This is a genomic window from Porphyromonas circumdentaria (assembly GCF_900167105.1).
Lineage (GTDB): Bacteria > Bacteroidota > Bacteroidia > Bacteroidales > Porphyromonadaceae > Porphyromonas > Porphyromonas circumdentaria.
In genome coordinates this window covers 1-25,535 of the sequence record NZ_FUXE01000011.1, presented here as the reverse complement: position 1 = coordinate 25,535, position 25,535 = coordinate 1, and the positions used below count along the sequence as shown (strand labels likewise).

Sequence of the window (25,535 nt, the reverse complement as noted above, 5' to 3'; positions counted from 1 at the left end):
TACTCTATCAAAAAAGAGCTCGAAAAATATCATTTCCATTGGCATATAGGAGCAGTAACAGCAAGAAAAGTAAGCCTATTCTATTCGCCTTTAGGATAGTTTTATCACTCACTCTCTTACCAGTTATAATCTCCCAAAGTGTAAACATGATATACCCTCCATCCAGCATGGGAATAGGTAGAAAATTCATAAAAGCTAAAATAACAGAGAGCAAAGCTGTAATGTTCCAAAAGCTATACCAATCAAACATTTTAGGGAACAGATTGCCAATAGACAAGAAGCCCCCCATTTGAGATGCCCCTTCTTTAGTAAAGACATACTTCATATCTCCAACGTAGTTCTTCAACGTGCGCAAAGCCTTATGAATACCTGCAGGAACAGACTCTATAATGGAATACTTTACCTTTTCAACAGGGTAAATAGTATTAACAGAAGCCAGTACCACGCCAATATACCCTGCTGAGTCGGGCTGTATCGTGAGGCTCACTTGTTCACTGCCTCGAACCACGAGAAGCTCTCTATCCCTCAGAGGACCATTCTTAAACAGCAACTGTGCCTCTACTGCATCTTTTATCTCTGTCGTATCTATTTGCAACAAACGATCGCCTTTTAGTAATCCTACCCTTCCTGCAGGCGACTCTGGCAATACACTATCTATCACAAAGGGTACTTGTATACCCATAAAACCGACCTTATCACTTATCACTCTCTGCATCATATTGGCAGGTATATCAATGGTAAGTGCCTCTCCATTGCGCAATACTTTTACCTTTTCTGCTGTAATTACAGAGCGATAAAAGGAGTCGGAAAAGACATCCAAACGCTTGCCATCTGCGCTTAGAATAATATCATTATCCTGAAATCCCACCTTTTGAGCAGTAGGAGAGAAACTCATTCCCGAGGTTACTTGGTCGCTCCAAAGCCTATAATCGCCCCAATGGTATGAAATACCTGTATAGAGTATCACGGCAAGAATAAGGTTGAAAACAATCCCTGCAATCATTATGATCAGACGCTTCCAAGCAGCCTTGGAGCGGAATTCATACTCTTGAGGCTCTGTATTCTCATTGTGTAACAAGAAACGCTCATCGACCATACCCGACATAGAGCAATAGCCCCCTAAGGGTAACCATCCGATACCATAAACCGTACCGCTCTTGCGTGATTTGTAGCGCAATAAAGGTCTGCCCATATCGAAGAAAAGGAAGAAACGCTCCACACGTACCCCAAAAAGTCGAGCCATTAAGAAATGCCCCAATTCGTGCACAAAAACGAGTAAAGTAAAAGAAAGCATCAGTTGCAACGCTTTCAAAAGAAACACCAATATCATAGTATCTATAATCTGTTCTGTATTAATATCGGGAGCGAAAGTATAGCTTTTCCCTTAGTAAACCATCTAACGCATCCCACATAGATTTGAAACTCCCCCAAACAAACTACTCTTGCAAAAAGAAAAAAACATATATGGAAACTCTCAAAACCACTATACCTAACGCGCGTTAGGTATAGTGCAAAGAAGAGCTAAGTATATAGGTTATTTGAGCAAGCACTCATAGTAACGTTTACGCAACGAATAGCCCAGCATACGCAACCCATAACAACACTTTATCTCCTTTATACCCATCTTTTTAAGCGAAGAGGAGATGTTGACCAATACTTTATCTCTCTCTGGAGAGGGAGGTAACCCCTGAGTTTCATGATGTACACGCAAGAGTGTTTTGCGGTACCATAGGAGCAAGAGTGCTCGTTCTTTTGAAGAGATAAATTCATTATCCTGCAACAAATAGTAATAACGCCCCTCATTGGCCGTAAAAAAGTCCTGCAAATGCTTGGGAGTAGTAACCTTAGTTATACTTGCACCATGCCGACGGTAGTAATACGTATTCTCTCCCGTATGTACCACACCATTGGATCGCTCCACAAGAGGTAACATTATTGAAAAGTCTTCGTAAACTTGTCCTACGGGAAAGGCAAGGCCGTCAAAAAGCCTCTTTTGAAAAAGCTTATTACATGAGTGGCTTGTGAGTTTTCGATCCATTAACAAAGCCTTTAGTGCCTCTTTTCGCTTCCATTTATACCCCTTACGAACAGAGGGATAGAGACGCTTCTTTACCTTACCCTCAGCTGTGCATTGTAAAAAACCTGTTGTGGCAATATCACAGCCACTCTGCTCAAAAACCTCAAATAGAGAAGCTAAATGATTGGCTGCCAAGAAATCATCACTATCTAAGAAAGTAACCAAATGACCTTGTGCCAGAGCCAATCCCTCATTACGCACATAACTAAGACCGCCATTCTTTGGGAGAGGTATCACACGGAATCGCTCATCTCGCCGCCCCCACTCGTTACAAATAGAGAGCGATAATCCATCGGTAGAGGCATCATCAATCAAAAGAGCCTCCCAATGAACATAGGTCTGCTGGACTATACTACTGAGACATTGCTCTAAAAAAGGAGCCGTATTGAAAACAGGTACGATAATACTAATCAATGGTTGCCCCATAATTATTACAGAAGAATCAATTCAAACAATCTTTTTTTGATAGAGAAAAACAGCATACGCAAAGAGTAAGGAAAAAGAGAGTGAGTCCTCAAACCAATGGAGGAGATAATCGATGAAATCTCTTGAATAAGAGACTCTCGTTCTTCCCCCTTGGATAATTCCTGTGCTTCATGCAAGAGTTGATGAAAACGTTTCGTAGGCCAGAGTAATAAACGCTTTCTATCCTTTTCGGAAAGAACCGAGCAGTTTTCTATCTGATAGTAACGGTCGAGAAGTGCGTATGAATAATCCCTCAAATTACGCAACTGATTACTATTCACAAGACTTGCCGCCCTCCAGCGATAATTATAGGTAGCAAGGCCAGTGTGTACAATCCTTTTGGCTTGTGCAATGAGAGGTATAAATACTGCATAATCTTCAAAAACACGTCCTTCTGGAAAAGAAACAGCTTGAAACACTTCCCGACGGAAAAGACAGCGCCACAAATAAGAGGCCATTCCTCGCTGCTCCAGACAAGAGCGTATTATAATCTCCCGTGTCGTATACACCCTGTTCGCTGCAAGTACTCCATTTGCCGAGCGTGTTCCCTTAGGAGTTTGATAAGGATAGTACCCCGTAAAAGCCATTGTGGCACTAAACGTAGTGACTGAATCTACAAGACTTTGTAAGTGGTTCGGCAACAAAATATCATCACTGTCAAGAAAGGTTATCCACTCAGCAGAAGCAAACTGCAAGGCTTTATTACGAGCGTGGGCTACTCCCCGATTCTCATCAAGGTGCCACACCTTTATCCGTCCATCTTTTTGAGTCCAATCATCACAGAGTTGGGGCGTAATGCCATCATTAGAAGCATCGTCTATAACAAGAGCCTCCCAAGCCCCATAAGTCTGGGCAATAAGAGAGGAAAAACACTCATCAATATATGCTCCAGAATTGTAAACAGGCACAATAAGTTGTACTGTTGGGCGTTCTTGCCCCCCTAACGACTCATCTTTTGTAATGCTGCTGTCCATTGTTTTACTATATGTTGTGGTGTGTATTTTGCAGATTGCTCCAACGCTTTCTGCCCCATAGATAGACGCAAAGAAGAGTTGGAAATCAAACGCTCTAATGCAAGAGCAAATGCTTTGATATCATTGTTAGCGACCAATAGTCCCGTTTCTTCGGGGAGAATGATATCGCTTGGTCCTCTCGGACAATCAAAACTCACAATAGGAAGCCCCGAAGCCATAGCCTCCAAAAGTACCAAAGGGAAACCTTCGTAACGAGAAGTCATAGCATAAATTGAGGCTTGTGAGTACTGCTCTACCATATTTTTAGAGTGCGGGATCATCTCTACACGATTTTGAAGTTGTAGGGTTTTCATCTCTTTTTTCAAAGAAGCGAGTTTCTTCCCCGAGCCTACGATACGCAACTGCCACTCTGGATACTTCGCCTCGATTAAAGACCAGGCTTTAAGCAAACGATCAAATCCTTTTTGACCCACCAAACGCCCCGCCGAAAGGATCCTTTTGCTCATTAGCTCAGCAGGTTGCAGCCCGTCTATCGTAATCGGGTTGGCTATGGACAATACTTTTTTAGCTTTATACAACTTAACATAAGCTTCTGCATCTGCAGGTGTAAGAGTAATAATCCACCCCAAGCGAGTGGCCCAAAAACGCGATAAAGAGTGTAGAGGATGTGCTTGAACAGTTGTATTGAAATGCTCCCAAGTGGCGAATTTAAACCCCTTGGCAGAAAAGTAATGCGTAAGAGTTCTATTACTTCCCACCCCTATAATCAAATCAGGATGCACTTTTTGATAAAAGTTTCTTATCCGTTGAATGCGAGAGCATCCCTTAAGCTCAGACTGATAAACCACCTTTACCTCCTTAGATAGAGGGAAATAAGGCTGCCCTTCCTTTTGCAAACAGAGTACGTAAACCACCCAGCCCTCTTGAGTCAAAAGAGAGCTGATATAGCTTGTTACGCGCTCAATGCCTCCTCCATCATGTAACCCTCGTGTTACAAAAACGATCTTTCCTAACATAACAGAGGAGATTTATATCTCTATTGATTGAAATCGACGAGGAAGTTTAACCACAAGAGAAGAAGTAGGCATCAATGGCTTATTAAGAGCATAAATCGGTCTAAAAATGGTCTGTAACAAGCGTGCACTTTTCAAGATTTGATCTGCTGGAATAGCCTTTCTATGTGTGGTGTGATAAATCGTACGAGCTCTTCTTCTGAGATGAGCATTCCAGCCCCCCTCTATTCGGGTTGTATCTGCAAAACGTTTCTGAATACGCTTCCAATCACAATACCCCGTATGAATCAAATAAAGGTCGGGCAAAATATGGTAATTACACCCCTTCACTCTATGAAAACCAGCCCCCCAACGAAGAGGTTGGGTAACGACCGAAGCCTTTGTATAACGAGAAGAGAGAACAGCATAACTACGTTGAGAAAGTAAAGAAGAGGCGGCAAGCAAATCGTTTTCTTCGCCGATTTTCTGTCCCAAATCCAAGCCCAAAGCTGATATAGTTTTACAAAAACGGTATTGATACAAGAACTCACAAAGCGACTGTTTTCTAATCGGATCAACAATAATAAACTCATCGGCATCGGTTCCTATAACCATATCATACCCCTCTCTCAAAAGATTGTTCTTAAGATTATTCAGTAATCCGATACGATACTTATCTCCCTCCGCTCTTGTAAGCTCCTTGTGTAGCAGAGATGTTATATGAGTTTTTCCCGCGTTAGAGGGTAAAGGTTGATCCTCTCCGTCGAGATAAATAAAAAGATTCTCCTCTCCTAACTCTCTTCCATAATACGCAATCCACCTTTCTAAAAAGAAAAGATCATTGCGAGCCATTGTAACGGCCGCTATGCGGTAGGTGAATTGGTCTGGGGTTCTCTCCATGCTAAGCAAATTTGTGAAAGAGCATTTTCCCTAAAAAGATCAAGAGGAAATAATTCTTTGCTCTATATTTTGGGCCTCTACATAATCTATCAATAACCCTTTTAACATATCAACTGCCTCCAACAGAAGTGCACGAGAACTATCGTTCTTAGGGAGATAACTATTAATGAAGATCAATGTTTTTCGTGTAGAGAGTTCTACCTTTGTTCGTTCAGAATCACTTGTTGGAGTAGCAAAAGGAGCCTGTTCATCTACATAAAGAGGGAGGTTTTCTACATTTAATACACCTCTTCCTATACCTTCGAAATAATCCTCTGCTTTTCCTTTACGAAGCAAGATATGCTGCCCAACCTTATCGGCATCAAAGACTCCTATGGAAAAGCCTGTCTCTAAAGAGACCAAGTTGCCTATGTCTACCAATTGATTGATGGTATACAAGCCCAATCCTTTTAAGATGCGACGTCTCAACTGCTCTGCTGCTGGACGATATCTGTTAGGGTCTTTTCCCAAACGCTTATAAGCCTCTCGTGTAGAAGCTATTGTTTCAATTTCCTTTATTTTATCAAGATTGCCCGATAGTGCGATACTTCCGATAGTGCGATTTACTTCTCTCTGTAACCCTATATTAACAAGCTTATTGGTAACATCTGCCTCCAATACAGCTAATGTAAAATGGGGAAAGACTTCAGAAAAGGAAGCCTCTATAAGAATCTCTCGATGCATACTTTTTAGAAACCAATATCCTCTTGAATATCTTCGTCCCACTCTATCTCGAGGAGTTCGTCTTCCTCATCCTCTTCTGCTACCTCCTTAGTAAATTGAACATCATCATCGTGCAGCGTCTCTACTGTCATAGCTTGACGTACCAACTCGGTATTATCATAGGGCATCTCTCGATTGAGTTCTTCCCAAAGCAGATCTTTGAGCTCCGTAATCCCCTTTGTGGTTACAGCAGAGATAAATATGTGAGGTAAATCTTCTGGAAGCTCTTCTTCCACCAATTTAATAAGTTCCTCATCGGCCAAATCAATCTTAGTAATGGCAAGTATCCTACGCTTATCTCCCAAACCTGGATTATACTTCAGGAGCTCGTTAAGTAATACCTGATACTCCTTATATATATGATCAGTATCAATGGGAATCATAAAAAGAAGTATCGAGTTACGCTCTATATGACGTAAAAAGCGTAATCCCAAACCCCTCCCTTCAGAGGCCCCCTCTATAATCCCTGGTATATCTGCCATCACAAAAGAGCGATTGTCTCTGTAACCTACAATCCCAAGATTAGGAACTAACGTGGTAAAAGGATAATCGGCTATTTTGGGTTTGGCAGAAGTTATGACACTTAGTAGCGTAGACTTACCAGCATTTGGTAAACCCACCAAGCCAACGTCGGCAAGTGTCTTTAATTGTAGTATAATCTCTCTTTCTTGAGCTGGCTCTCCTGGTTGAGCAAAACGAGGAGCTTGATTGGTTGCAGACTTGAAGAAAGAGTTTCCCTTTCCCCCACGACCTCCCGCTAAGAGGAGGCGTTTCTCCTCATGTTGGGTAACATCTAAAATAAACTCTCCCGTTTCTGCATCGTATACAGAAGTCCCAATGGGCACCTCTATAATAATATCTTCTCCCGAAGTCCCCGTCTTTAGAGCACCAGAACCAGCCTCTCCAGATGGGGCATAAATGTGTCGATTAAAGCGCAAATGGAGCAACGTCCAGTAGTTGCGATTGGCTTTAATGTAAATACTCCCTCCATTGCCTCCATCTCCCCCATCAGGACCTCCCTTGGGTATATATTTTTCTCTTCTAAAATGCGCAGATCCACGCCCCCCTTTTCCAGAGCGACAATAGATCTTTACATAGTCTACAAAATTCGTTTCGGCCATGGAGTTTTATATCTCTTCAATTACAAGGTATCTACTACCTCAAACAGTCGTTGGGTAACTTGCTCTACCGCACCCACCCCATCAATCGATTTCGACAGTCCTCGATCTTTGTAGTAGGCTGCTATCGGAGCTGTTTGTGTGTGATAAACAGTCAGGCGACGCTGAATTGTTTCTAAATTGTCATCGGCACGCCCCTCTTGTTGCTTGCGCAATAAAAGGCGTTCCATAAGCATATTGTCGGGCACAACCAATTCCAACAGTTGAGACACTTGCTGCCCATTACGACTTAACAGGGCGTCTAAAGCCTCTGCCTGCGATACCGTGCGAGGGAAACCATCGAAAATAAAACCTTTTACAGTTTTATGTTTCGCTACAATCTCCTCGATCATGGCTACAATTATCTCGTCGGGAACGAGCTGCCCCTTATCCATAAGGGCTTTTGCCTGCTGTCCCAACTCTGTTTCTTCCTGTATCTCTTTACGCAAAATCTCTCCCGTCGAGATATGTTTCAAACCATAATGCTCTACAAGAGCAGCACTTTGCGTTCCTTTACCAGAGCCCGGAGGGCCAAAGAGTATTAAGTTAATCATAACTCTCTTATCTTATATATATCACGAAGCATACGACCTCGCTCATCAAAATCAAGTCCGTGCCCGACAATAAAGTCATTGGCTATTTCGATACCCACATAGTCCGACTGCACAGCACACTTTAAGGCTGCTGGCTTTGAAAGCATCGTTGCTATGAAAACCTCCGAAGCACCCTGATTGTAATATAATTCCTTGACACAACTCATGGTGTACCCTGTGTCTATAAGATCTTCCAATATCACCACAGTACGCCCTTTTAATGGAGTTGTTACAGGCATTATCTCACGCAAGTCATAGGTAGACTGTGTTCCTTGATAGGATGAATAGCGCGCAAAAGCTACTTCGGAATCACCACCTATATACCCCAACAACTCAGAAGCAAACATAAAGGCCCCGTTCATAATACAAACGTAGAGAGGGTCTTTCCCTTCCATATCTTTGGCTATTCTTGCAGCCATATCTTTTATAGCCTTATCTATTTGCTCATATGTCAGATATAACTCAAATACTTTTCCGTTTAATTCTATAGTTTTCATAAGACTTACTTCATTCCGCAAAGGTACTATTATTCCTACTCAAAAAAAAGAAATTCTAAACCTAAGATCTCGACTTTTTGGCTATGGCATTATCTAAAAAGGAAAAACATGAACTCGAAAAGAATCATATTACCCTTTGCCTATCACAAAACAGAAAAAAGTTTCGGAGTAGCTATACCTGTACTAAAGAATCAAAAGACTTACCGCCATCACAAGCATCCCCGAAATCAATCCGTAAATAGCTTGATGATGCAGACCATACTCCTCTGCCGCGGGCAAAAGCTCATCTAAAGAGATATACACCATAATCCCAGCAATAGCAGCAAATATAATCCCATAAACAGTATCGTTGAGGTAAGGAGCCAATATGAGATAACCAAACAAAGCTCCCAGTGGCTCTGCCAATCCCGATAGAAAAGAGAGCCAAAATGCTTTTTTACGATTACCCGTGGCATAAAAAATAGGTACCGAAACAGATATCCCCTCGGGTATATTATGTATAGCTATAGCAAAAGCAATAGGTAAAGCGACACGAATATCCTGCATTCCAGAGAGGAAAGTCACCATCCCCTCGGGGAAATTATGTATAACAAGAATAAGGGCTGTAAACAAGCCTACACGCAAGAGTTTATGCTCCTTAAGAGAGCTTACTCCATTACTCTTTGTGCCCTCTGGCTGCACAAGCTCTTCCACACCATGAATCTCATGGGGATTCTCTCTCTGAGGAATAAACTTGTCAATTAGAGCAATAAGAAGAATACCTCCAAAAAAAGAAAGGGTGGTATAAGTTGCCGCCAAACGAGCGGGATACAAACGACTAAACAACGCTAACGACTCGGGAAACATCTCTACGAAAGAAACATAAATCATCACCCCCGCCGAAAAACCCAAAGAAACACATAAAAAGGAGGTGTTAGTCCTCTTTGAAAAGAAAGCAATAATACTACCAATCCCCGTAGAGATCCCTGCAAAAAGGGTCAATAGGAAAGCAAATAATACCTGTTGATCCATGAACTCAAACGCCCCTTTCACTCTCCCTTTTGATAATTACAGTCTGCTCTTTTTAGCAGAGGAGCAAAATAATCAATACGACGATCACGGAAGAAAGGCCACCAACGACGCACATGCTCTGTCCTCTTAAGATCCACTTCTACACAAGCTACGGCCTCTTCTGTACCTAACGTACAAAGCAGCTCTCCCTGTTGTCCTGCGATAAAACTGTTACCCCAAAATTGTATTCCGTTAGTACGACCCAAGGGATCGCTTTCATGTCCCACTCGGTTTACAGCTATCACAGGCAAATTATTTGCCACGGCATGCCCTCGCTGTACTGTACGCCAAGCCTCCAACTGCCTCTGCTGCTCATCTAAGGTATCTGTACTCTCAGTACCTATGGCGGTAGGATATATCAAAATATCGGCTCCTCTAAGAGCCATAATCCTGGCCGCCTCGGGATACCACTGATCCCAGCAAACTAAAACGCCCAAGCGTCCCAAGGAAGTTTCAATAGGATTGAAGCCTAAATCACCAGGAGTGAAATAATACTTTTCATAATATGCAGGGTCATCGGGGATATGCATCTTTCTATACAATCCTGCTATAGAACCATCTCGTTCTAAAACAACCGCTGTATTATGGTAAAGACCTGCCATGCGACGCTCAAAGAGAGAGAGTACCAACACAACCCCATATTTTTGAGCCAACGCGCCAAAAAACTCCGTAGAGGGACCTGGTATCTCTTCAGCTTGATCGAACACAGTCACATCCTCTTCTTGACAAAAGTAAAGAGAATTGTGAAGCTCTTGCAAAACAATAAGCTCTGCTCCGTTCTGAGCTAACTCTCCTATACGTTCGGCCAAACGTTTCTTATTATTTTCTCTGTCTAAAGTATTTGCTTGTTGTATTATACCAACCTTCATATATTTCAACCTAAAAGTTCTGGATTCAAAAAGCCCTTGGGGAACTGCATAGTAGCACAGTGCAAGCTCCCATGTTGACGTATTAGATTATAACAATTTACTCCTACAATCTCTCTATCAGGAAGTGCCTCTTTCAAGATTTGTATAGCCTCCTCATCTTGGGGCACTCCATAGGTGGGCAGTAGAAGGGCTCCGTTTACAAAGAGAAAGTTTGCGTAGGTCGCAGGCATTGGCTCTCCTTCTTCATCAAAGAAAGAACCTGCATCAGGCAAAGCGACCAGACGATACGGAGTAATCCCATCAGACTGACGAAGCTCTTGCAACTCTCTTTCCATCGCCTGCAAGTAAGTATAGTTATAGGAATTCCTGTCGGTAGGAGCCACATAGGCAATTGTTTGCTCATCGACAAAACGAGCCAACGTATCAATATGCCCATCGGTATCATCACCCTCAATAGCCCCCTCGGTTAAAAGCAATACCGTTTCTGCCCCTAACTCTTTTTTCAAATCTGCACAAAGAGTCTCTCTACTGTACGTGGAATTACGATTTTCCTCCAGCAAACAGTACTCGGTAGAGAGTAAATCTCCTACCCCATTACTCTCTATAGCTCCTCCTTCAAAGACAAAATCCTGCCTATCTACCCACTCTACATCGAGAGCAAAAAAACCTTGTCTATAAAGCTTACGGCTTACCAGATTATCATAATTGGAAGCAAACTTCTGCCCCCAACCATTGAAACGATAGTCGACAAGCACCTTTCTTCCCTGTTTTATACAAGAAAGAGGAGCATAATCACGCACCCATGTATCATTAGTTTCCATGCGTACGATATGTAAGTTGGGATTGTTCTGTGGTAGAAGAGAGGAGATATCTTTATCCTCGGGTAATAAAATTACCAGTTTTTGATAATGCAGGATAGCTAAGGAAAGCTCGACATAGGTCTTCTCTATTTCATTCAAAATCAAAGCCCAATCACTATTCTTGTGAGGCCAAGCAATCATCACGGCATCCTGCTCTACCCATTCGGGGAGCAACCCCTCTCTCTGTAAAATATGTTTCATCGCACGAAATTACTCATATTTCAACGAATGGCCCTAACAAGAATAAGGTATTTGCGAAGATTTTAACGCATTAGGAGTATAATAATACTTTCACTGAAAACCCCATAATTAAAATAAGAGGCAAAGCTCCGCATCTCCTTCGCATAGGTTTCTAAAAAGGTTACAACGACTATCTCTTCCCCCAAATACCTCACCGATTAATTAAAAGTGTAAATCAAAAGAATAAACTCTCGAGTAGATAAAAGAGTGCGCTTTTGCCTCTAAACTCTCAATTAACTAAGGGGGGATATCGCTTTTTCGTTCTCATAAAACGAGAAAACATTTTCTTTTTTAGGAATCCTCCAATTTGAACTGAGGTAAAGTGTAACACTTCTAAATATTTATATTACCTTTGTTAACACAAATCAGATAATTAACGAAACCAACCTAATAGTAAAAAGAGATAGTTATGCAAACCAGAAAAAAACCATGAGAATAGGGCATTTCTCTCTCATTGCCCTTTTCTTCCTCATTAATTCATTGCAATCCTGCACCCTAATTAACCAAAAAACTATTGTAGGATCCCCGAAGATTTCAACTGTAAGACACGAGACATACAAGAGAATTACGGGTATAGAAGTGGGTTCCATCATAGCGGTAAACGTTATTCAAAGCGAAGAAGAGTTTGTCGAGATTTCTGCCAACGAAAACATTTTACCTTTTGTGGAAATAAAGCAAAAGGGATCAGAACTTTTCCTTGACATGGATGAAAACTATCAGTACAAACGTGCCGATATTTTAGTTACAATAGCAACATCTAAAATTCAAATGATAGGCTTATCGGGTGCTTCTAAAGCCTCCTTTACAGGAGACTGGGAGTGTGAAAACCTCTCTATCAGAATGAGCGGAGCCTCTGAATTGGAGAAACTAAATGCAAAAAGTAATCAAACCTCTGTTCATCTCTCTGGAGCGACAGAACTATCTGCTCTATTAAAGAGTGAAGAGATGTACTTTAACTCCTCAGGAGCGGCAGATGCTCACCTACAACTCTATAACAATCTAAACTGCTCGTTACACCTATCGGGCTCCTCCGACTTATCTATCAGGGGAGATTGTCGCACTCTATCCGTCAATGGATCGGGGAGTTCAGACATAGATGCCGAGAAGTTTCATGCAGAGAGTGTAGACATAAAATTGAGTGGTTCCTCTTCAATAGAAGCCTATGCACAAAAGCACCTTTCCTACTCTCTATCAGGTTCGTCAAGTGCCAATATTTATGGACAAGCTGAGGAAACGAGACACAAACTATCTGGCTCTGCAACTATTACACGGCACAACTAAGTAAATAAACAAGCACAACTTTCCCAATAAAGGGGAAATTTTATCAACACAAAAAACGGTGGGGCTGTGTCTGAACTTCGGTTTGGGGACAGCCTCTCTCTTTTAGGGGCATCTACATACCCACAAATGCAAGTTTCCCAACCGAGGAGGCAAGATGCGTACTGCAATAGATATAAAACCCAAATATCGCCAGTAGCATAGGTGTTTCCGCCTTGTCTCGCAGCATTATATTTTTGCCAACTATCCCTATACAGAAAGCCCCTACTTTGGGTTAGGGCTTGAGTGTATTAGGTCTCATTTTCCTCTCTTCAGTATTCCCCTCCCGAAAGCATATAAACAATTTCTTTCCCTCTAAACCTCCAGAGTTCTATCTGGGGGCTTACCTGCCAATAACTTCTCTCCCAATCTTCGCTTTCTTGTCTTTTCCGATACAGAACATCTTTTGGACCCACTAAAAAAGTGAAATGTACACGTACAAAAGATTGTTTCCTCCCGAGCAATTCTTTATATTAAGATTACGTATATATATATTGAGCTTGCAAATACATATATTCAGATTGGAAATATATATATTCAATCTAAATATAGAAAACAATAGATGTTCAAAGAAAGAAAATCAAGGTAGTAAAAAGAAAAAACGTAACTACATCGAGAAAAACAATCCCCTTGAAAGTTTCCGTTGGCTCCTTTAATCAACGTGTTCTACAGCAGAAGGCCAAAAGTTTAATTCCTCTCTTGAAGCCCTGTTATTTCTTACCCATTGAATAGAAACTATTCGATAACACCATACTTGCTACGTTAATTTCGTGATTGGAAGTAGGCCATATCCTAAAGTATATATTACACACTCTCTTTTAGCACCTTACAACTGCCACACTCTACAAACTTCCATTTGACGATAATTTTTAACCTCTACTTCAGAGAGCACACAACGAGTTATGAGAAGCTCTAATAGCTCCAATGTAAAGCAATAATCACTATCTTCGCTACGTTAGTTGCATATATGAAAATGAACCTATCGAAACCACCCTTATTGCTTTCCATACTGTGGGTACTTGCAGTGGCTTCTAATTTTTTTATGCCCTCTCTGCTTGTAGCCCAAACCCTATCTTCCCATGAAAACTCTGTGCTAAATGAGGGCAAGTGGGTAAAAATATCATTAGAAACTACGGGCATATACACCCTTACCTATGATGAACTAAAGAAAATGGGATTTTCCAATCCCGAAAAGGTAGGTGTATATGGTTACGGAGGCACACTACTTAGTGAACAACTAAAAGAAGCCCCCCTTGCCGATCTTCCAGCAGCACCTACTTACCATCACAATAATGCTATTTATTTCTATGGAAGAGGTCCAACGCAGTGGTACTACGATACTCTTAGAGCATCCTACAGGCATGTAACCAACCACTACAGTACCAAAGGGTATCTTTTCCTTAGCGATATCACCAGCCCTGGGGTAAAAAAAATTGAAGAGGCACAACTTACCTCCTCTGGAGCCCCATCTGAAGCTAAATATTACGATGCCTTACATCTATACGAACAAGAGCTCCGCACATTGAAACAATCTGGCAGAATGCTTTTGGGAGAGCCTCTTCTTAACGGGCAAACTCGTCGTATTCCATTTGATTTGGGAGCGACACCAAGAGTAGAAAATACGATTAAGGTAAACTACGCCTATGTTGCACTGCCGAAAACTAAATCTCAGGGGGAGTTCTCCTTGGGCATCAATGGCAACATCTTTGCCAAAGACCCCATACATTTGAGCGAAGACTACTCTTACTCTACTTACCTCTCTGGTATCTACCACCTACGAAATGGAGCTACCACACAGGTCGAAGGGAGGCGTTTTGACTTGGAGGTTACCTATCTTCCCTCGGGAGATCCTGCCTACTTAGATTACATAGAAGTGCAAAGCATGAGGGCACTAACCTATCAACAAGGCGAGCAAATGCACATCCGTCGATGGACAGAAAAAAATCAAAGTATGCTCTTCAAGGTTTCCGAGTTAGGAAGCGAGGGGATAGTTTTTGCCATTGACGAAAAAGGAGTAGCCTCTTTAGTGAAAACCCAACAAAACGGTTCTACGCACAGCTTTATATCCAACACGCTTACCTCTAAGGGATTGCCCTTGGAGTTCATAGCCCTACGCCCGCAAGATGCCCTCAAGCCGATAAACAGTTTTCCCATAAAAAATCAAAATGTGCGTGGAGCCGAAACCCCATCTCTTATTATCATCAGCACAAAAGAACTAAAACCAGAGGCCGAACGCTTAGCCCTGTTTCACCGTGAAAAAGATGAAATGAAAGTTTTGGTTGTAGAACAAGAGGAGGTATTCAACGAGTTCTCCAGCGGCACCCCAGATGCCACAGCTTATAGATTAATGGCAAAACATTTCTATGATCGGTGGCAAAAGGAACATCCCAACGAAGTCTACTGCCCAATTCAACTACTGTTATTTGGGGATGGAGCCTCTGACAACCGAAAAATTTCGGACGACTGGAAGCAACCTGCTTTCCTCAACACTGAATTTTTGCTTTCGTACCAGAGCGTCAACTCTCTCAATATTTATAGTTATACCAATGATGACTATTTTGGGAAACTCAAAGCAGAAGAGGATGCCATGTCTAATGGAAAAAGAGAACTCTGTATAGGAATAGGTCGTTTTCCCGTGCGTACTCTCGCAGAAGCCAAAATAGCTGTAGACAAAACCATCGCTTACTCTGAAAATAGAGATCCTGGCGTATGGAAAACACGTGCAACCTTTGTTGCAGACAACTCTGACTACCCTGGTATATACTCTCACTTAAACCATGCCGACCAATTGGCAAATTTAACCGAGAGACTACAACCAGAGTTGATCCTCACTAAAATTTACATGGATGCCCACGCCAAGAAAACAGAAAATGGGCTTACCACATTTCCAACAGCCAAACGTCAACTACACGACGCCTTTGACAATGGGTCTCTTTTTGTCAACTACATTGGACATGGTAGCCCTACCGCCTGGGCAGATGAGCAGTTGATGACTCTGAAAGACATTCAACAGTTTAAGTACAAACATCTACCCGTTTGGATTACTGCCACTTGTGATTTCTGCAACTTTGACAACACCCAAACCTCTGGAGGCGAAGTGGCATTTCTCAACGAGAAAAGCGGTGCGATAGCTCTCTTCACAACAACCCGAGTTGTTTTAGATATAGACAATCAAAGGCTAAATGAACTCATACTAAAAAGTCTTTTGGATAATAAGCAAAAGGGGACCTCTCAAAAACTGGGCAACATACTCCGTAACGCCAAAAACGAAAGAGGAGGGAACGATACTATTAATAAGCTAAATTTCATGCTGATAGGAGACCCTGCTCTCCGACTCAAGCTCCCAACTCGAAGAGCTGTAATTTCCTCCATCAACGACAACTCTCTGGACCCCTCAAAAGACATATCCATTAAAGCCCTTGAACAAGTCGTAATAAAGGGCTCAATACAAGATGTTGAGGAGAGTGTAGATGGCAACTTTTCGGGGCAACTATACATAACCGTATTCGACGGAGGAGAGGATAAACAGGTACACCCCTCAAACGTACCCCCAGATACCGAAAAAGTAACTACCTACAGAGACTATTCTGGGGTTATTTATGCTGGTAACACGAGCATAAAGAATGGCTATTTTGAATTCTCCTTTATAGTCCCTAAAGATGTCTCTTACAGCAAACTGAAAGGGAAAATTAACTTGTATGCCTATGCTCCAGATACTGCTCTGGAAGCAATGGGAGTGAATCGTTCTCTCAGGATTGTAGAGGGTACCCCCTCGCAAGAGATTACCGATACTACCCCTCCGCTCATTGAACATTGCTATCTCAACAACCCCTCCCTAAAGGATAACTTTATTGTAGGAACAACACCTCTGCTGGTAGCCAAAGTATTTGATATAAATGGAATCAATATAACAGGAGGAGGCGTAGGGCATGATATCAGCTTGGTTATAGACAATCGCTTTGACCTCTCTTACAACCTAAACAACTATTACACAGCCTCTGAAACAGAAGCAGGAAAAGGAGAAATCATCTACATGCTCCCCCAACTTGACGAGGGAGACCACACAGCAACCCTAACTGTTTGGGATGTATTCAACAATGTTACCCGACACTCTTTCAAGTTTAGAGTTAATAAAGACCTTCCACCCTCTGCTACTGAGGCAAGACTATATCCCAACCCTTCAAAAAGAGGAGAACCTATAAATTTTGAATTGTACACAGATAACCCTGGAGAAAATCTACAGGCATACATTGAAGTTTTTGACTTTACAGGAAAAAGAGTCTCTATAAGTGAAGAGATACAAGTACAAGCAGGAATAAATGCTCCCATACAGCTTTCATGGACACCAACCACTTCTTATGGTACTACGATTGCATCGGGGCATTACCTATACAGATGGACTATAATCGGCACTAATGGGAAAAGTGCAACCAACACAGGGAAAATGCTCATTGTAGATTGATATTATCTCCTTCTTACTCTAAACAAACGGAAATAACTACTTTTGTAAACCAGAGGCCAAGTTGGTATGAAAACTAAGCCTTATAAAACTGTTTCAAGACAATGAATAAGAAAATATTGAGAAAACTTCTTTTCGGAGTATTTCTTTCGGTATCGTTTACCTCTTTACATGCCCAGGAAGAAGCAACTGTAAAAACGTTTAACGCAGTTACGGCCTCTGTTCCCTCTCTTCAAATATCCCCAAGCGCGCGTGCTGCAGGTATGGCAGACATGGGAGTTTCCACCACTCCAGATGTGAACTCTCAATACTACAATCCTGCTAAATATGCTTTTCTTAGCAGCAAAGCAGGCGTAACATTCTCCTATACTCCATGGTTGGCCAACCTTGTTAGAGATATCAAACTCATGGAACTCTCGGGATATTACAAACTCGGGTCAGAGGGGAACCAAGCACTCAGTGCTTCTCTAAGATATTTTTCTTTGGGGGCCATACAGCAATTTGATGAGTTGGCTCGCTCTTTGGGAGAGGCACACCCCAACGAATTTGCTATTGACTTTGGGTATTCTCTACAAATTACACCAGACTACTCTATGGCTGTTGCGCTCCGTTACATACGAAGCGACCAAAATTTGGCCGCAGGAGAACCCAGTGCGGGAAATGCCTTTGCAGCAGACATTGCAGGATATCTAACCAAATACTTCGTATTAGGGGACTCCGAACCCTTGTGGACATTAGGCTTCAATGTGAAAAATATCGGTACTAAGATTTCATACGGAGGCTCAAACAACTCAATGTTCATCCCCACAAATCTCTCTTTGGGAACGGGTATTCTATATCCTTTCGATGATTATAATGCTTTCTCTCTAAACCTTGAGATGAACAAACTTTTGGTTCCTACACCTCCACAAAAGGATCAAAAAGACCCTGAGGGATCGGCTAAACGATGGGATGAATATCAAAAAACCTCTTCCATTGCAGGAATATTCAAATCCTTTGGAGATGCTCCTGGGGGATTCAAAGAAGAATTGGAAGAAATAAGTTTAGGTATAGGCGGAGAGTACAGCTATAATAATCGCTTTTTCTTACGAGCTGGCTACCATTATCAAAGCCCAAACAAGGGTAATTTGCAGTATTTTACCTTAGGAGCAGGCTTCAAGATGAATGTATTCAGCATCGATGCCTCTTACCTCCTTTCAACAGTACAGAGCAATCCGTTAGATCAAACACTTCGCTTTACTCTTTCGTTTGACATGGATGGCATTCGCAATCTGCTCCGATAATAAACTATGAACGTTCCTTTTTCTGTTGGGATAGGATACGATGTACACCGATTAGCATCGGGTATCCCCCTTAAAATTTGTGGTGTAGAAATTGACTACGAAATGGGGTTAGAGGCTCATTCGGATGGCGATGTGGGCTTGCATGCGCTTTCCGATGCCCTTCTCGGAGCTGCAGCATTGGGAGATATTGGCTACCATTTTCCCCCCAGTGACAATACTTATAAAGGTATTGATAGTAAGGTTTTACTCGAAAAGGTTGTAGCTTTGCTCCACAAAGAGCAGTGGGGAATAGGCAATGTTGATATTGTTATCATAGCACAAGCCCCCAAAATGGCTCCCTATATCACAAGTATGCGAGAGATTTTATCTCGTATTTTAGGAGAGGGAGTACAGGTATCTGTAAAGGCAACTACAACAGAGCACCTTGGCTTTACAGGAAGAAAAGAGGGCATTGCAGCATTGGCAACCGTCCTCTTATACAAAGATTTAAATCAGCAATAAAACAAAAGCAATACAAAAGGCCAATAGGCTTTAAAATAGAAACCTAAGATTCTTTCACGACTCATATGACATTACACAGTCTTGAAGCTCTCTCTCCTATAGATGGGCGTTACTACTCTAAAACAAAATCTTTAAGAGCATATTTCTCAGAAGAGGCTCTTATCCGCTATCGAGTAAGGATAGAAATAGAGTACTTTATAGCTCTAAGTAACGAAATCCCTCAATTAACAGGAAGACTATCGCACGAACAAATAAAAAAGCTTCGTGAGGTCTACGAGAGTTTTACTTCTGATCAAGCACAGGAGGTGAAAGAAATAGAAGCCGTTACCAATCATGACGTCAAGGCCGTAGAATACTTTATAAAGAAAGTATTCGACTCTATCGGTTTAGAGTGGGCAAAAGAATTTGTCCATTTTGGATTAACTTCTCAAGACATAAACAATACAGCTTTCCCTCTCATGTTAAAGGAGGCTTTGGACGATGTCTTCCTCCCCGCTCTTACAGAAGTAATAGAAAAAATAGAAAAATGTGCTGAAGAGTGGGAGCACGTACCCATGCTGGCACGCACTCATGGGCAGCCCGCCTCTCCAACACGATTGGGAAAAGAGTTTAAAGTCTATAGCTATCGTCTAAAAGAGCAACTCAATCTTTACAACGCATTGCCTCATGGTGCAAAGTTTGGAGGTGCTACAGGTAACTTTAATGCACACAAAGTAGCCTATCCAACACATAAATGGATTGATTTTGCCAATGCCTTTGTCTCATTCTTAGGACTTCACAGAGAACAAGTAACGACACAAATCTCCAATTACGATCATTTGGCTGCGCTGTTTGACAATTTGGCGCGTATCAATACGATACTCATTGACTTGTCTCGCGATATATGGACCTATATTTCCATGGGCTACTTCCGACAAAAGATAAAGGCAGGCGAAGTAGGTTCCTCGGCGATGCCCCACAAAGTAAACCCTATAGACTTTGAAAATGCTGAGGGTAACTTAGCCATGGCCAATGCCATATACCACTTCTTATCCACTAAACTCCCGATTTCAAGATTGCAACGAGACCTTACAGACTCGACTGTAATTCGTAATGAAGGCATGCCTCTGGCCTACTCTCTCATTGCGCTAACAAGCTTAAGTAAAGGATTCGACAAAATCATCTTGAACCCCGAGGCCTTAAAAACAGATTTGGAACAAAATTACGAAGTAGTAGCAGAAGCAATTCAAACGATTCTTCGTAGAGAAGGATATCCCAATCCTTACGAGGCACTAAAGGATTTGACCCGTACAGGAGAAGCAATGACTGCGGAACGTATCATCGAGTTTATCGACAAGTTAGATGTATCTGACAGAGTTAAACAAGAGATGAAAGAAATTACCCCCGAGACGTATGTTGGTCTCTAAAAATTGTTTCTTCAAACCTATAGGTATTATTTCCGTTGAAAAATAAGTATTTACCCCGCCTGATGAGAGATTAGGTAGAATACATAACACTAAACCTGTCATGAAAGCTATTTTGTGACCCGTAACCTATTTAAGATGAACGAAAAAAATCCCCTTCCACTCCACGAGATGGAGCAAGACAGTACTCCAAAAGAGTCAACAGAGACTTCTAAGAAACGAGTGCGTACACGCATCACTAAAAAAGAGAATAGCAAAGAGTCTTGCATCTTGGTTGGCACACAACAAAAGGGAGAAAAAGAGGCTTCTATCATTAGAAGGAATTTAAAAGAGCAGTATAAAAGCAATCCATTGCACTCAGAGACAAACGAGACCGAAAAGGATTGGGACGCCTCTTTTGAAAGAATCTTGAAAGATTATGAAGCTCTGGAAGAGAACCACAATCTTGAAGAAAGAGCTCCCTTACAACAGACTAAAAAGCCTTTTTTCTCTTCTTCCCCTCGTAAGGAACGTACTTTCAACTCTAACTATCCCTTTGCCAAAAGTGCCTCTAATAATGCCGAAAAAAGGGCTCCATTTGGGAATAAAAAACTTACCTCAGAGAGAAAAGAGGGTTATAATGCTAATAAAAAAGGGAAGAAAAAAAGAAAAATACAGCCTGCTCCCAAAGAGGTTATATCCTATCCCGAAGCAAATGAGGGTAGCACAGACTTTATCCGTTTGAACAAATTTTTGGCCAACTCGGGTATATGCTCTCGCCGAAAGGCCGATGAACTCATTGCCGCTGGTAAGGTCTCTGTAAATGGAGCCATCGTTACCACTCTTGGCGCACATGTAACCCGACAAGATGAAATAACGTGCGAAGGAAAGGTTGTTTCTATCGAACGCAAGATATACGTCCTCCTAAACAAGCCCAAGAACTGTGTAACTACAAGTGATGACCCCGAAAAAAGGCTTACAGTAATGGACATAGTAAGAAATGCTTGCCCCGAGAGAATTTATCCTGTAGGCCGATTGGATAGAAACACATCTGGAGTACTACTCCTTACCAATGACGGAGATTTGGCGTCTAAGCTGATGCACCCCTCTTACAGCAAGAAAAAAATCTATCAAGTTACCTTAGACAAACCTGTTTCTGTTGAGCATATGCAACAGATTGCAGAGGGTATAGAACTGGAGGATGGCGAAATACACGCAGATGCTATTAGCTACATTAACGACCAAGACTTGTCTCAGGTAGGTATAGAGATACACTCTGGGCGGAATCGCATCGTACGTCGTATATTTGAGCATTTAGGCTACAAGGTGAATAAACTCGACAGAGTGTACTTTGCAGGCCTCACAAAGAAAGACTTGCCCAGAGGGCGTTGGCGTTATCTTACAGAGGTAGAAGTGCGTAATTTACGTATGGATAGTTACGAATAATAGACTCTAACAAAAATATATTGTTATGAAAAGATCAATGATCAAAGAGTTGATGAGCTCACCAACCATAAACGAGGTAGTAACCGTAAAGGGTTGGGTGCGTACCAAAAGAGGGAATAAATCTGTAAGCTTCATCGCAATAAATGATGGAAGCTCTATCCACAACCTACAAGTAGTGGCAGATTCAGAAAAATTTCCAGCATCTTTAATCAGTTCCATTACCACAGGATCAGCAATAGGGGTAACGGGGCTATTAGTTGCTTCTCAGGGAGCAGGGCAATCTGTAGAAGTACAGGCCGATAGCATAGAGGTTTACGGTACTTGTGATCCCAACACCTACCCTCTACAAAAGAAGGGACACTCTCTTGAGTTCTTAAGAGAGATTGCTTATCTCCGTCCTCGCACCAATACTTTCGGGGCTATTTTACGTATTCGCCACAATATGGCTTTTGCCATTCATAACTTCTTCCATCAAAAAGGCTATTACTATGTTCACACCCCTATTATCACATCAAGTGATGCGGAGGGAGCTGGTCAGATGTTCCGTGTAACCACGTTAGACCTTGAGAAGTTGCCTAAGACAAAAGAGGGTAATGTAGACTATAAGAAAGATTTCTTTGGCAAACCTACCTCTCTTACTGTATCTGGCCAGTTAGAGGGAGAGTTGGCAGCATTGGCACTCGGAGGAATTTATACTTTTGGACCTACTTTCCGTGCCGAGAATTCAAATACGCCACGTCACTTGGCCGAATTTTGGATGATAGAGCCTGAGGTCGCTTTCTTCGACATCAATGACAATATGGACTTGGCCGAAGAGTTTACCAAATATTGTGTACAATGGGCATTAGATCACTGTAAGGACGACCTTCAATTCCTCGCAGAGCACTACGACAAAGAGCTTATAGGTCGCTTGGAATTTGTATTGGCCAACAACTATGAGCGCATAACCTACACACAGGGTATCGAGATCTTAGAGGCAGCTATCAAAGAGGGGAAAAAGTTTGAATTCCCTGTTTACTGGGGAGCCGATTTATCAAGCGAACATGAACGTTATCTCGTAGAGCAGCATTTCAAGAAACCTGTTATCATGACAGATTATCCAAAAGAGATCAAAGCTTTCTACATGAAACAAAATGAGGACGGCAAAACAGTACGAGGAATGGATATCCTCTTCCCATTCATCGGAGAAATTATAGGAGGGAGTGAAAGAGAAGCCGACTATGACAAGCTGCTAAGCCATGCTACTCAAATGGGCATCCCAGAAAAGGATATTTGGTGGTATCTCGATACACGTCGCTATGGTTCTGTACCCCATGCTGGATTCGGTCTCGGATTTGAGAGATTGTTGCTTTTCGTTACGGGAATGAGCAACATACGAGACGTTATTCCATTTCCTCGTACTCCTAATAATGCTGAGTTTTAAGCGAAGTAAATGAGGTAAAATTCGCGTATAACGTTGTTTTATTTCGTAGTATCAGTATTTATTGCTTTATTTGCACACATAAAAAGTTAAATCTAATTAGATAGAAATCTATTTGTTATGAACAATTTACTCAAATACTTAGGTGCTATAATTCTCCTTATCGGGGTTTTGGTTATAGCTATACCTGCATTTCTCAAGGTAACGACCAATGTTACTTTAAGCGTGGGACTATTCCTTGTCATTTTAGGATTTATCGGACATATTGTTTTTAATAGACACGTGGGAGAGGACTAAATTACCTTACCAAGAAAGATCTATAAAAACATCCGTCTGATTTTAACCATAGATTTATACTCTCCTTTTTGAGACTGTAATGGCATTACATCAATCAAAAAGGAGATTCTTTATTTATGCTCAAAGTTATTTTTCCATTTATTCCACTACTACTTCTCTCGTTCTCTCTTTCACAATCGCTTCAAGCTGCACCTTGTTCTTCCCAAGACTCTGTTACGAGAGAAGTCGATGAAGTCGTGGTAGGAGCAGAACGATTGGACCTCTTACTTCCTATTATAGAAAAAAAATCTATTGGGATAGTAAGCAATCATACGGGGAGAGTAGGAAAAGAGGGCACTCTTCTTCCCGATACGCTTTTAACTCTTGGTCAGAAGGTCGTACGCTTATTTTCCCCAGAGCATGGATTTCGTGGCACTGCAGATGCAGGAGCTAAAGTGAAAAGCATGTTGGACAATAGAACGGGACTTCCCGTTGTATCCCTTTACGGCGATAAAAAGAAGCCCAATAAGGAACAACTGAAAGGCATTGAGATACTGCTTTTTGACCTCCAAGACGTGGGCACTCGTTTCTACACGTATATCAGCACACTTCACTACGTAATGGAAGCTGCTGCGGAGCAAAAAATCCCCGTAGTTGTACTGGATCGCCCTAACCCCAATGACTTTATAGACGGTCCCCTACTCTCTTCCTCTTGTCGCTCTTTTATAGGCATGCACCCCATCCCCTTATTGCATGGTTTAACAGTAGGAGAATTGGCCTTAATGATAAATGGGGAGCAGTGGCTCTCTCCTAAAGGATTACAATGTGATTTAACTATCATACCAATGAAAGGATGGAAACATGGAGACTCCTACTCTCTTCCCGTAGCCCCGAGCCCCAATCTAAAAAGTGACGATGCCCTACGTTTGTACCCCTCTCTCTGCTTTTTTGAGGCTACTATCATGAGTGTTGGAAGAGGTACAGACAATCCCTTTACCTGCATAGGATATCCCGAAAAGAAAATGGGAGACTACTCCTTTACCCCCCGTAGCCAAGTGGGAGCCACTACCCCCAAACATGAAGGAAAGCGTTGCTATGGAGAGGATTTTAGTACCCACTCCGAAATTGAGGGATTGAACCTCTACCCCCTTTTGAAGTATTACAAAAAGGCGAGAAGTTTAGGATATACTCTGATCAATCGCAAAAGAACTTTTGATTTACTTGCTGGTACTGCTTCCCTTAGAGAACAACTCGATAAAGGCTGGAGCGAAAAACAAATAAGAGCTTCTTGGGAAAAAGATTTGGCAAAGTATCGCACTCTGCACGCTCAGTACCTTATTTACGATGGGAAATACGGTCCTCCGCCCTGCAACAATCTTAATAGATCTATGCTATAAAGACAGGCGTTGCTGTTTCGGTCGTTGTCGATGAAGTCTTCCTGCAACAATCTTAATAGATCTATGCTATAAAGACCCTCCGAAAACTCGTATAAATGTATTTTCCAGTAGTAAGAGCAACGCCCATCAAGAAAAGTGTTACCTTCGCGAACAAAAAGCAAAAATAGCATTAAAATATTATTGATATGGCAGCCGTATTATTTCCTTTTGTGTTCGTAATGTTTGCAGTATTTGCTCGGAACAACGCTCCGAAGGAATGGGATAATGCTCTACGGATGCTCTATTTTCGCTCTAACGAAAAGAGGAGGGCTCGGAGAATGTTCTACTATCCTCTAAGCTGAGAGGCTTTTCGAGCGTAGCTCCCTCGTAAACCGTATAAACCTCACTGTATTCTATCATACAGTGAGGTTTTTATGTGTGTAAAAGTCGATTTTTAGGAGGGTTTAGTCATAATTCCCATATACAACTATTCGAGGAAAGGGCATTGGGAGGAAGATGGAGGGTAAGTGAATGAGAGTGAGAGGGATTTGCTGTATTTTTCTATGTTTTACACAGAGGAGTAAAATGCAGAAGATGTGGATTTATGCAGAAGTTCCGTTACCAAATCATTAGTCGATT

General features: G+C 41.8%; 21 protein-coding genes. 9 read left to right on the top strand and 12 right to left on the bottom strand.

All coding sequences use genetic code 11. The annotated features are described in order from the left end of the window. Positions 1-7: 7 nt before the first annotated feature. The 12 genes from rseP to B5D06_RS05735 form a co-directional block, all read right to left on the bottom strand. The gene (gene rseP, locus B5D06_RS05790) at positions 8-1,330 is read right to left on the bottom strand and encodes an RIP metalloprotease RseP (protein ID WP_078737067.1); all 1,323 of its coding nucleotides are present in this window, start codon (positions 1,328-1,330) and stop codon (positions 8-10) included. Between the two features lie 204 nt (positions 1,331-1,534). Next, positions 1,535-2,503 carry a glycosyltransferase family 2 protein gene (locus B5D06_RS05785; RefSeq protein ID WP_078737066.1) on the bottom strand — a complete coding sequence of 323 codons (969 nt, stop codon included), beginning with the start codon at positions 2,501-2,503 and terminating at the stop codon, positions 1,535-1,537. Positions 2,504-2,508: 5 nt separating this feature from the next. Further along, positions 2,509-3,516: a glycosyltransferase family 2 protein gene (locus tag B5D06_RS05780; RefSeq protein ID WP_078737065.1), complete on the bottom strand. Its 1,008-nt coding sequence runs from the start codon at positions 3,514-3,516 to the stop codon at positions 2,509-2,511. After that, positions 3,483-4,532 (bottom strand): glycosyltransferase family 4 protein, encoded by a 1,050-nt coding sequence (locus B5D06_RS05775; RefSeq protein WP_078737064.1) that lies wholly within the window; start codon positions 4,530-4,532, stop codon positions 3,483-3,485. The genes B5D06_RS05780 and B5D06_RS05775 overlap by 34 nt, the downstream gene beginning before the upstream one ends. A gap of 12 nt (positions 4,533-4,544) precedes the next feature. Continuing rightward, a complete protein-coding gene (locus B5D06_RS05770; protein ID WP_078737063.1) occupies positions 4,545-5,408 on the bottom strand; it encodes a glycosyltransferase family 2 protein in 864 nt (287 codons plus the stop codon). A gap of 39 nt (positions 5,409-5,447) precedes the next feature. After that, complete coding sequence (locus tag B5D06_RS05765; protein WP_078737062.1) at positions 5,448-6,131, bottom strand: B3/B4 domain-containing protein; 684 nt, start codon at positions 6,129-6,131, stop codon at positions 5,448-5,450. 5 nt (positions 6,132-6,136) lie between these two features. Continuing rightward, entirely contained in the window at positions 6,137-7,291 is a 1,155-nt protein-coding gene (obgE, locus tag B5D06_RS05760; protein WP_078737061.1) for a GTPase ObgE, read from the bottom strand. Between the two features lie 20 nt (positions 7,292-7,311). Beyond that, on the bottom strand, positions 7,312-7,881 hold the full coding sequence (locus B5D06_RS05755) for an adenylate kinase (RefSeq protein WP_078737060.1): 570 nt from the start codon (positions 7,879-7,881) through the stop codon (positions 7,312-7,314). Beyond that, entirely contained in the window at positions 7,878-8,417 is a 540-nt protein-coding gene (locus B5D06_RS05750) for a phosphoribosyltransferase (RefSeq protein WP_078737059.1), read from the bottom strand. Before B5D06_RS05750 ends, B5D06_RS05755 begins: the two co-directional genes overlap by 4 nt. A gap of 183 nt (positions 8,418-8,600) precedes the next feature. Beyond that, on the bottom strand, positions 8,601-9,428 hold the full coding sequence (gene zupT / locus B5D06_RS05745) for a zinc transporter ZupT (RefSeq protein WP_078737112.1): 828 nt from the start codon (positions 9,426-9,428) through the stop codon (positions 8,601-8,603). Between the two features lie 17 nt (positions 9,429-9,445). Next, positions 9,446-10,336, bottom strand: a complete 891-nt coding sequence (locus B5D06_RS05740; RefSeq protein WP_078737058.1) for a carbon-nitrogen hydrolase — start codon at positions 10,334-10,336, stop codon at positions 9,446-9,448. Positions 10,337-10,341: 5 nt separating this feature from the next. After that, positions 10,342-11,397, bottom strand: a complete 1,056-nt coding sequence (locus B5D06_RS05735; protein ID WP_078737057.1) for an agmatine deiminase family protein — start codon at positions 11,395-11,397, stop codon at positions 10,342-10,344. A gap of 468 nt (positions 11,398-11,865) precedes the next feature. Here B5D06_RS05735 and B5D06_RS05730 point away from each other — a divergent pair, with 468 nt between their 5' ends. The 9 genes from B5D06_RS05730 (at position 11,866) to B5D06_RS05690 (ending at position 24,917) form a co-directional block, all read left to right on the top strand. Further along, positions 11,866-12,717: a GIN domain-containing protein gene (locus B5D06_RS05730; RefSeq protein ID WP_078737056.1), complete on the top strand. Its 852-nt coding sequence runs from the start codon at positions 11,866-11,868 to the stop codon at positions 12,715-12,717. A gap of 1,009 nt (positions 12,718-13,726) precedes the next feature. Continuing rightward, entirely contained in the window at positions 13,727-17,215 is a 3,489-nt protein-coding gene (gene porU / locus B5D06_RS05720) for a type IX secretion system sortase PorU (RefSeq protein ID WP_159442697.1), read from the top strand. Between the two features lie 101 nt (positions 17,216-17,316). Further along, entirely contained in the window at positions 17,317-18,495 is a 1,179-nt protein-coding gene (porV, locus tag B5D06_RS05715) for a type IX secretion system outer membrane channel protein PorV (RefSeq protein WP_078737053.1), read from the top strand. Positions 18,496-18,501: 6 nt separating this feature from the next. Then, positions 18,502-18,996 carry a 2-C-methyl-D-erythritol 2,4-cyclodiphosphate synthase gene (gene ispF / locus B5D06_RS05710; RefSeq protein WP_078737052.1) on the top strand — a complete coding sequence of 165 codons (495 nt, stop codon included), beginning with the start codon at positions 18,502-18,504 and terminating at the stop codon, positions 18,994-18,996. Positions 18,997-19,061: 65 nt separating this feature from the next. Continuing rightward, positions 19,062-20,402 (top strand): adenylosuccinate lyase, encoded by a 1,341-nt coding sequence (gene purB / locus B5D06_RS05705; protein WP_078737051.1) that lies wholly within the window; start codon positions 19,062-19,064, stop codon positions 20,400-20,402. Positions 20,403-20,537: 135 nt separating this feature from the next. Beyond that, entirely contained in the window at positions 20,538-21,824 is a 1,287-nt protein-coding gene (locus B5D06_RS05700; protein WP_078737050.1) for a pseudouridine synthase, read from the top strand. A gap of 25 nt (positions 21,825-21,849) precedes the next feature. Beyond that, a complete protein-coding gene (gene asnS / locus B5D06_RS05695) occupies positions 21,850-23,247 on the top strand; it encodes an asparagine--tRNA ligase (RefSeq protein ID WP_078737049.1) in 1,398 nt (465 codons plus the stop codon). Between the two features lie 117 nt (positions 23,248-23,364). Continuing rightward, positions 23,365-23,541 carry a hypothetical protein gene (locus tag B5D06_RS08990; protein WP_184227924.1) on the top strand — a complete coding sequence of 59 codons (177 nt, stop codon included), beginning with the start codon at positions 23,365-23,367 and terminating at the stop codon, positions 23,539-23,541. A gap of 116 nt (positions 23,542-23,657) precedes the next feature. Further along, positions 23,658-24,917 (top strand): exo-beta-N-acetylmuramidase NamZ family protein, encoded by a 1,260-nt coding sequence (locus tag B5D06_RS05690; protein ID WP_078737048.1) that lies wholly within the window; start codon positions 23,658-23,660, stop codon positions 24,915-24,917. Positions 24,918-25,535: the final 618 nt, after the last annotated feature.

What these genes read in the sequence shown, in the direction of transcription:
- B5D06_RS05700 (WP_078737050.1), top strand. Translation starts at nt 20,538, where the DNA reads ATGAACGAAAAAAATCCCCTTCCACTCCACGAGATGGAGCAAGACAGT.
- B5D06_RS05690 (WP_078737048.1), top strand. Translation starts at nt 23,658, where the DNA reads ATGCTCAAAGTTATTTTTCCATTTATTCCACTACTACTTCTCTCGTTC.
- purB (WP_078737051.1), top strand. Translation starts at nt 19,062, where the DNA reads ATGACATTACACAGTCTTGAAGCTCTCTCTCCTATAGATGGGCGTTAC.
- B5D06_RS05785 (WP_078737066.1), bottom strand. Translation starts at nt 2,503, where the DNA reads ATGGGGCAACCATTGATTAGTATTATCGTACCTGTTTTCAATACGGCT.
- B5D06_RS05730 (WP_078737056.1), top strand. Translation starts at nt 11,866, where the DNA reads ATGAGAATAGGGCATTTCTCTCTCATTGCCCTTTTCTTCCTCATTAAT.
- B5D06_RS05755 (WP_078737060.1), bottom strand. Translation starts at nt 7,881, where the DNA reads ATGATTAACTTAATACTCTTTGGCCCTCCGGGCTCTGGTAAAGGAACG.
- porU (WP_159442697.1), top strand. Translation starts at nt 13,727, where the DNA reads ATGAACCTATCGAAACCACCCTTATTGCTTTCCATACTGTGGGTACTT.
- zupT (WP_078737112.1), bottom strand. Translation starts at nt 9,428, where the DNA reads ATGGATCAACAGGTATTATTTGCTTTCCTATTGACCCTTTTTGCAGGG.
- ispF (WP_078737052.1), top strand. Translation starts at nt 18,502, where the DNA reads ATGAACGTTCCTTTTTCTGTTGGGATAGGATACGATGTACACCGATTA.
- B5D06_RS05735 (WP_078737057.1), bottom strand. Translation starts at nt 11,397, where the DNA reads ATGAAACATATTTTACAGAGAGAGGGGTTGCTCCCCGAATGGGTAGAG.
- B5D06_RS05780 (WP_078737065.1), bottom strand. Translation starts at nt 3,516, where the DNA reads ATGGACAGCAGCATTACAAAAGATGAGTCGTTAGGGGGGCAAGAACGC.
- B5D06_RS05770 (WP_078737063.1), bottom strand. Translation starts at nt 5,408, where the DNA reads ATGGAGAGAACCCCAGACCAATTCACCTACCGCATAGCGGCCGTTACA.
- B5D06_RS05775 (WP_078737064.1), bottom strand. Translation starts at nt 4,532, where the DNA reads ATGTTAGGAAAGATCGTTTTTGTAACACGAGGGTTACATGATGGAGGA.
- porV (WP_078737053.1), top strand. Translation starts at nt 17,317, where the DNA reads ATGAATAAGAAAATATTGAGAAAACTTCTTTTCGGAGTATTTCTTTCG.
- B5D06_RS05750 (WP_078737059.1), bottom strand. Translation starts at nt 8,417, where the DNA reads ATGAAAACTATAGAATTAAACGGAAAAGTATTTGAGTTATATCTGACA.
- B5D06_RS05765 (WP_078737062.1), bottom strand. Translation starts at nt 6,131, where the DNA reads ATGCATCGAGAGATTCTTATAGAGGCTTCCTTTTCTGAAGTCTTTCCC.
- B5D06_RS08990 (WP_184227924.1), top strand. Translation starts at nt 23,365, where the DNA reads ATGAACAATTTACTCAAATACTTAGGTGCTATAATTCTCCTTATCGGG.
- rseP (WP_078737067.1), bottom strand. Translation starts at nt 1,330, where the DNA reads ATGATATTGGTGTTTCTTTTGAAAGCGTTGCAACTGATGCTTTCTTTT.
- B5D06_RS05740 (WP_078737058.1), bottom strand. Translation starts at nt 10,336, where the DNA reads ATGAAGGTTGGTATAATACAACAAGCAAATACTTTAGACAGAGAAAAT.
- asnS (WP_078737049.1), top strand. Translation starts at nt 21,850, where the DNA reads ATGAAAAGATCAATGATCAAAGAGTTGATGAGCTCACCAACCATAAAC.
- obgE (WP_078737061.1), bottom strand. Translation starts at nt 7,291, where the DNA reads ATGGCCGAAACGAATTTTGTAGACTATGTAAAGATCTATTGTCGCTCT.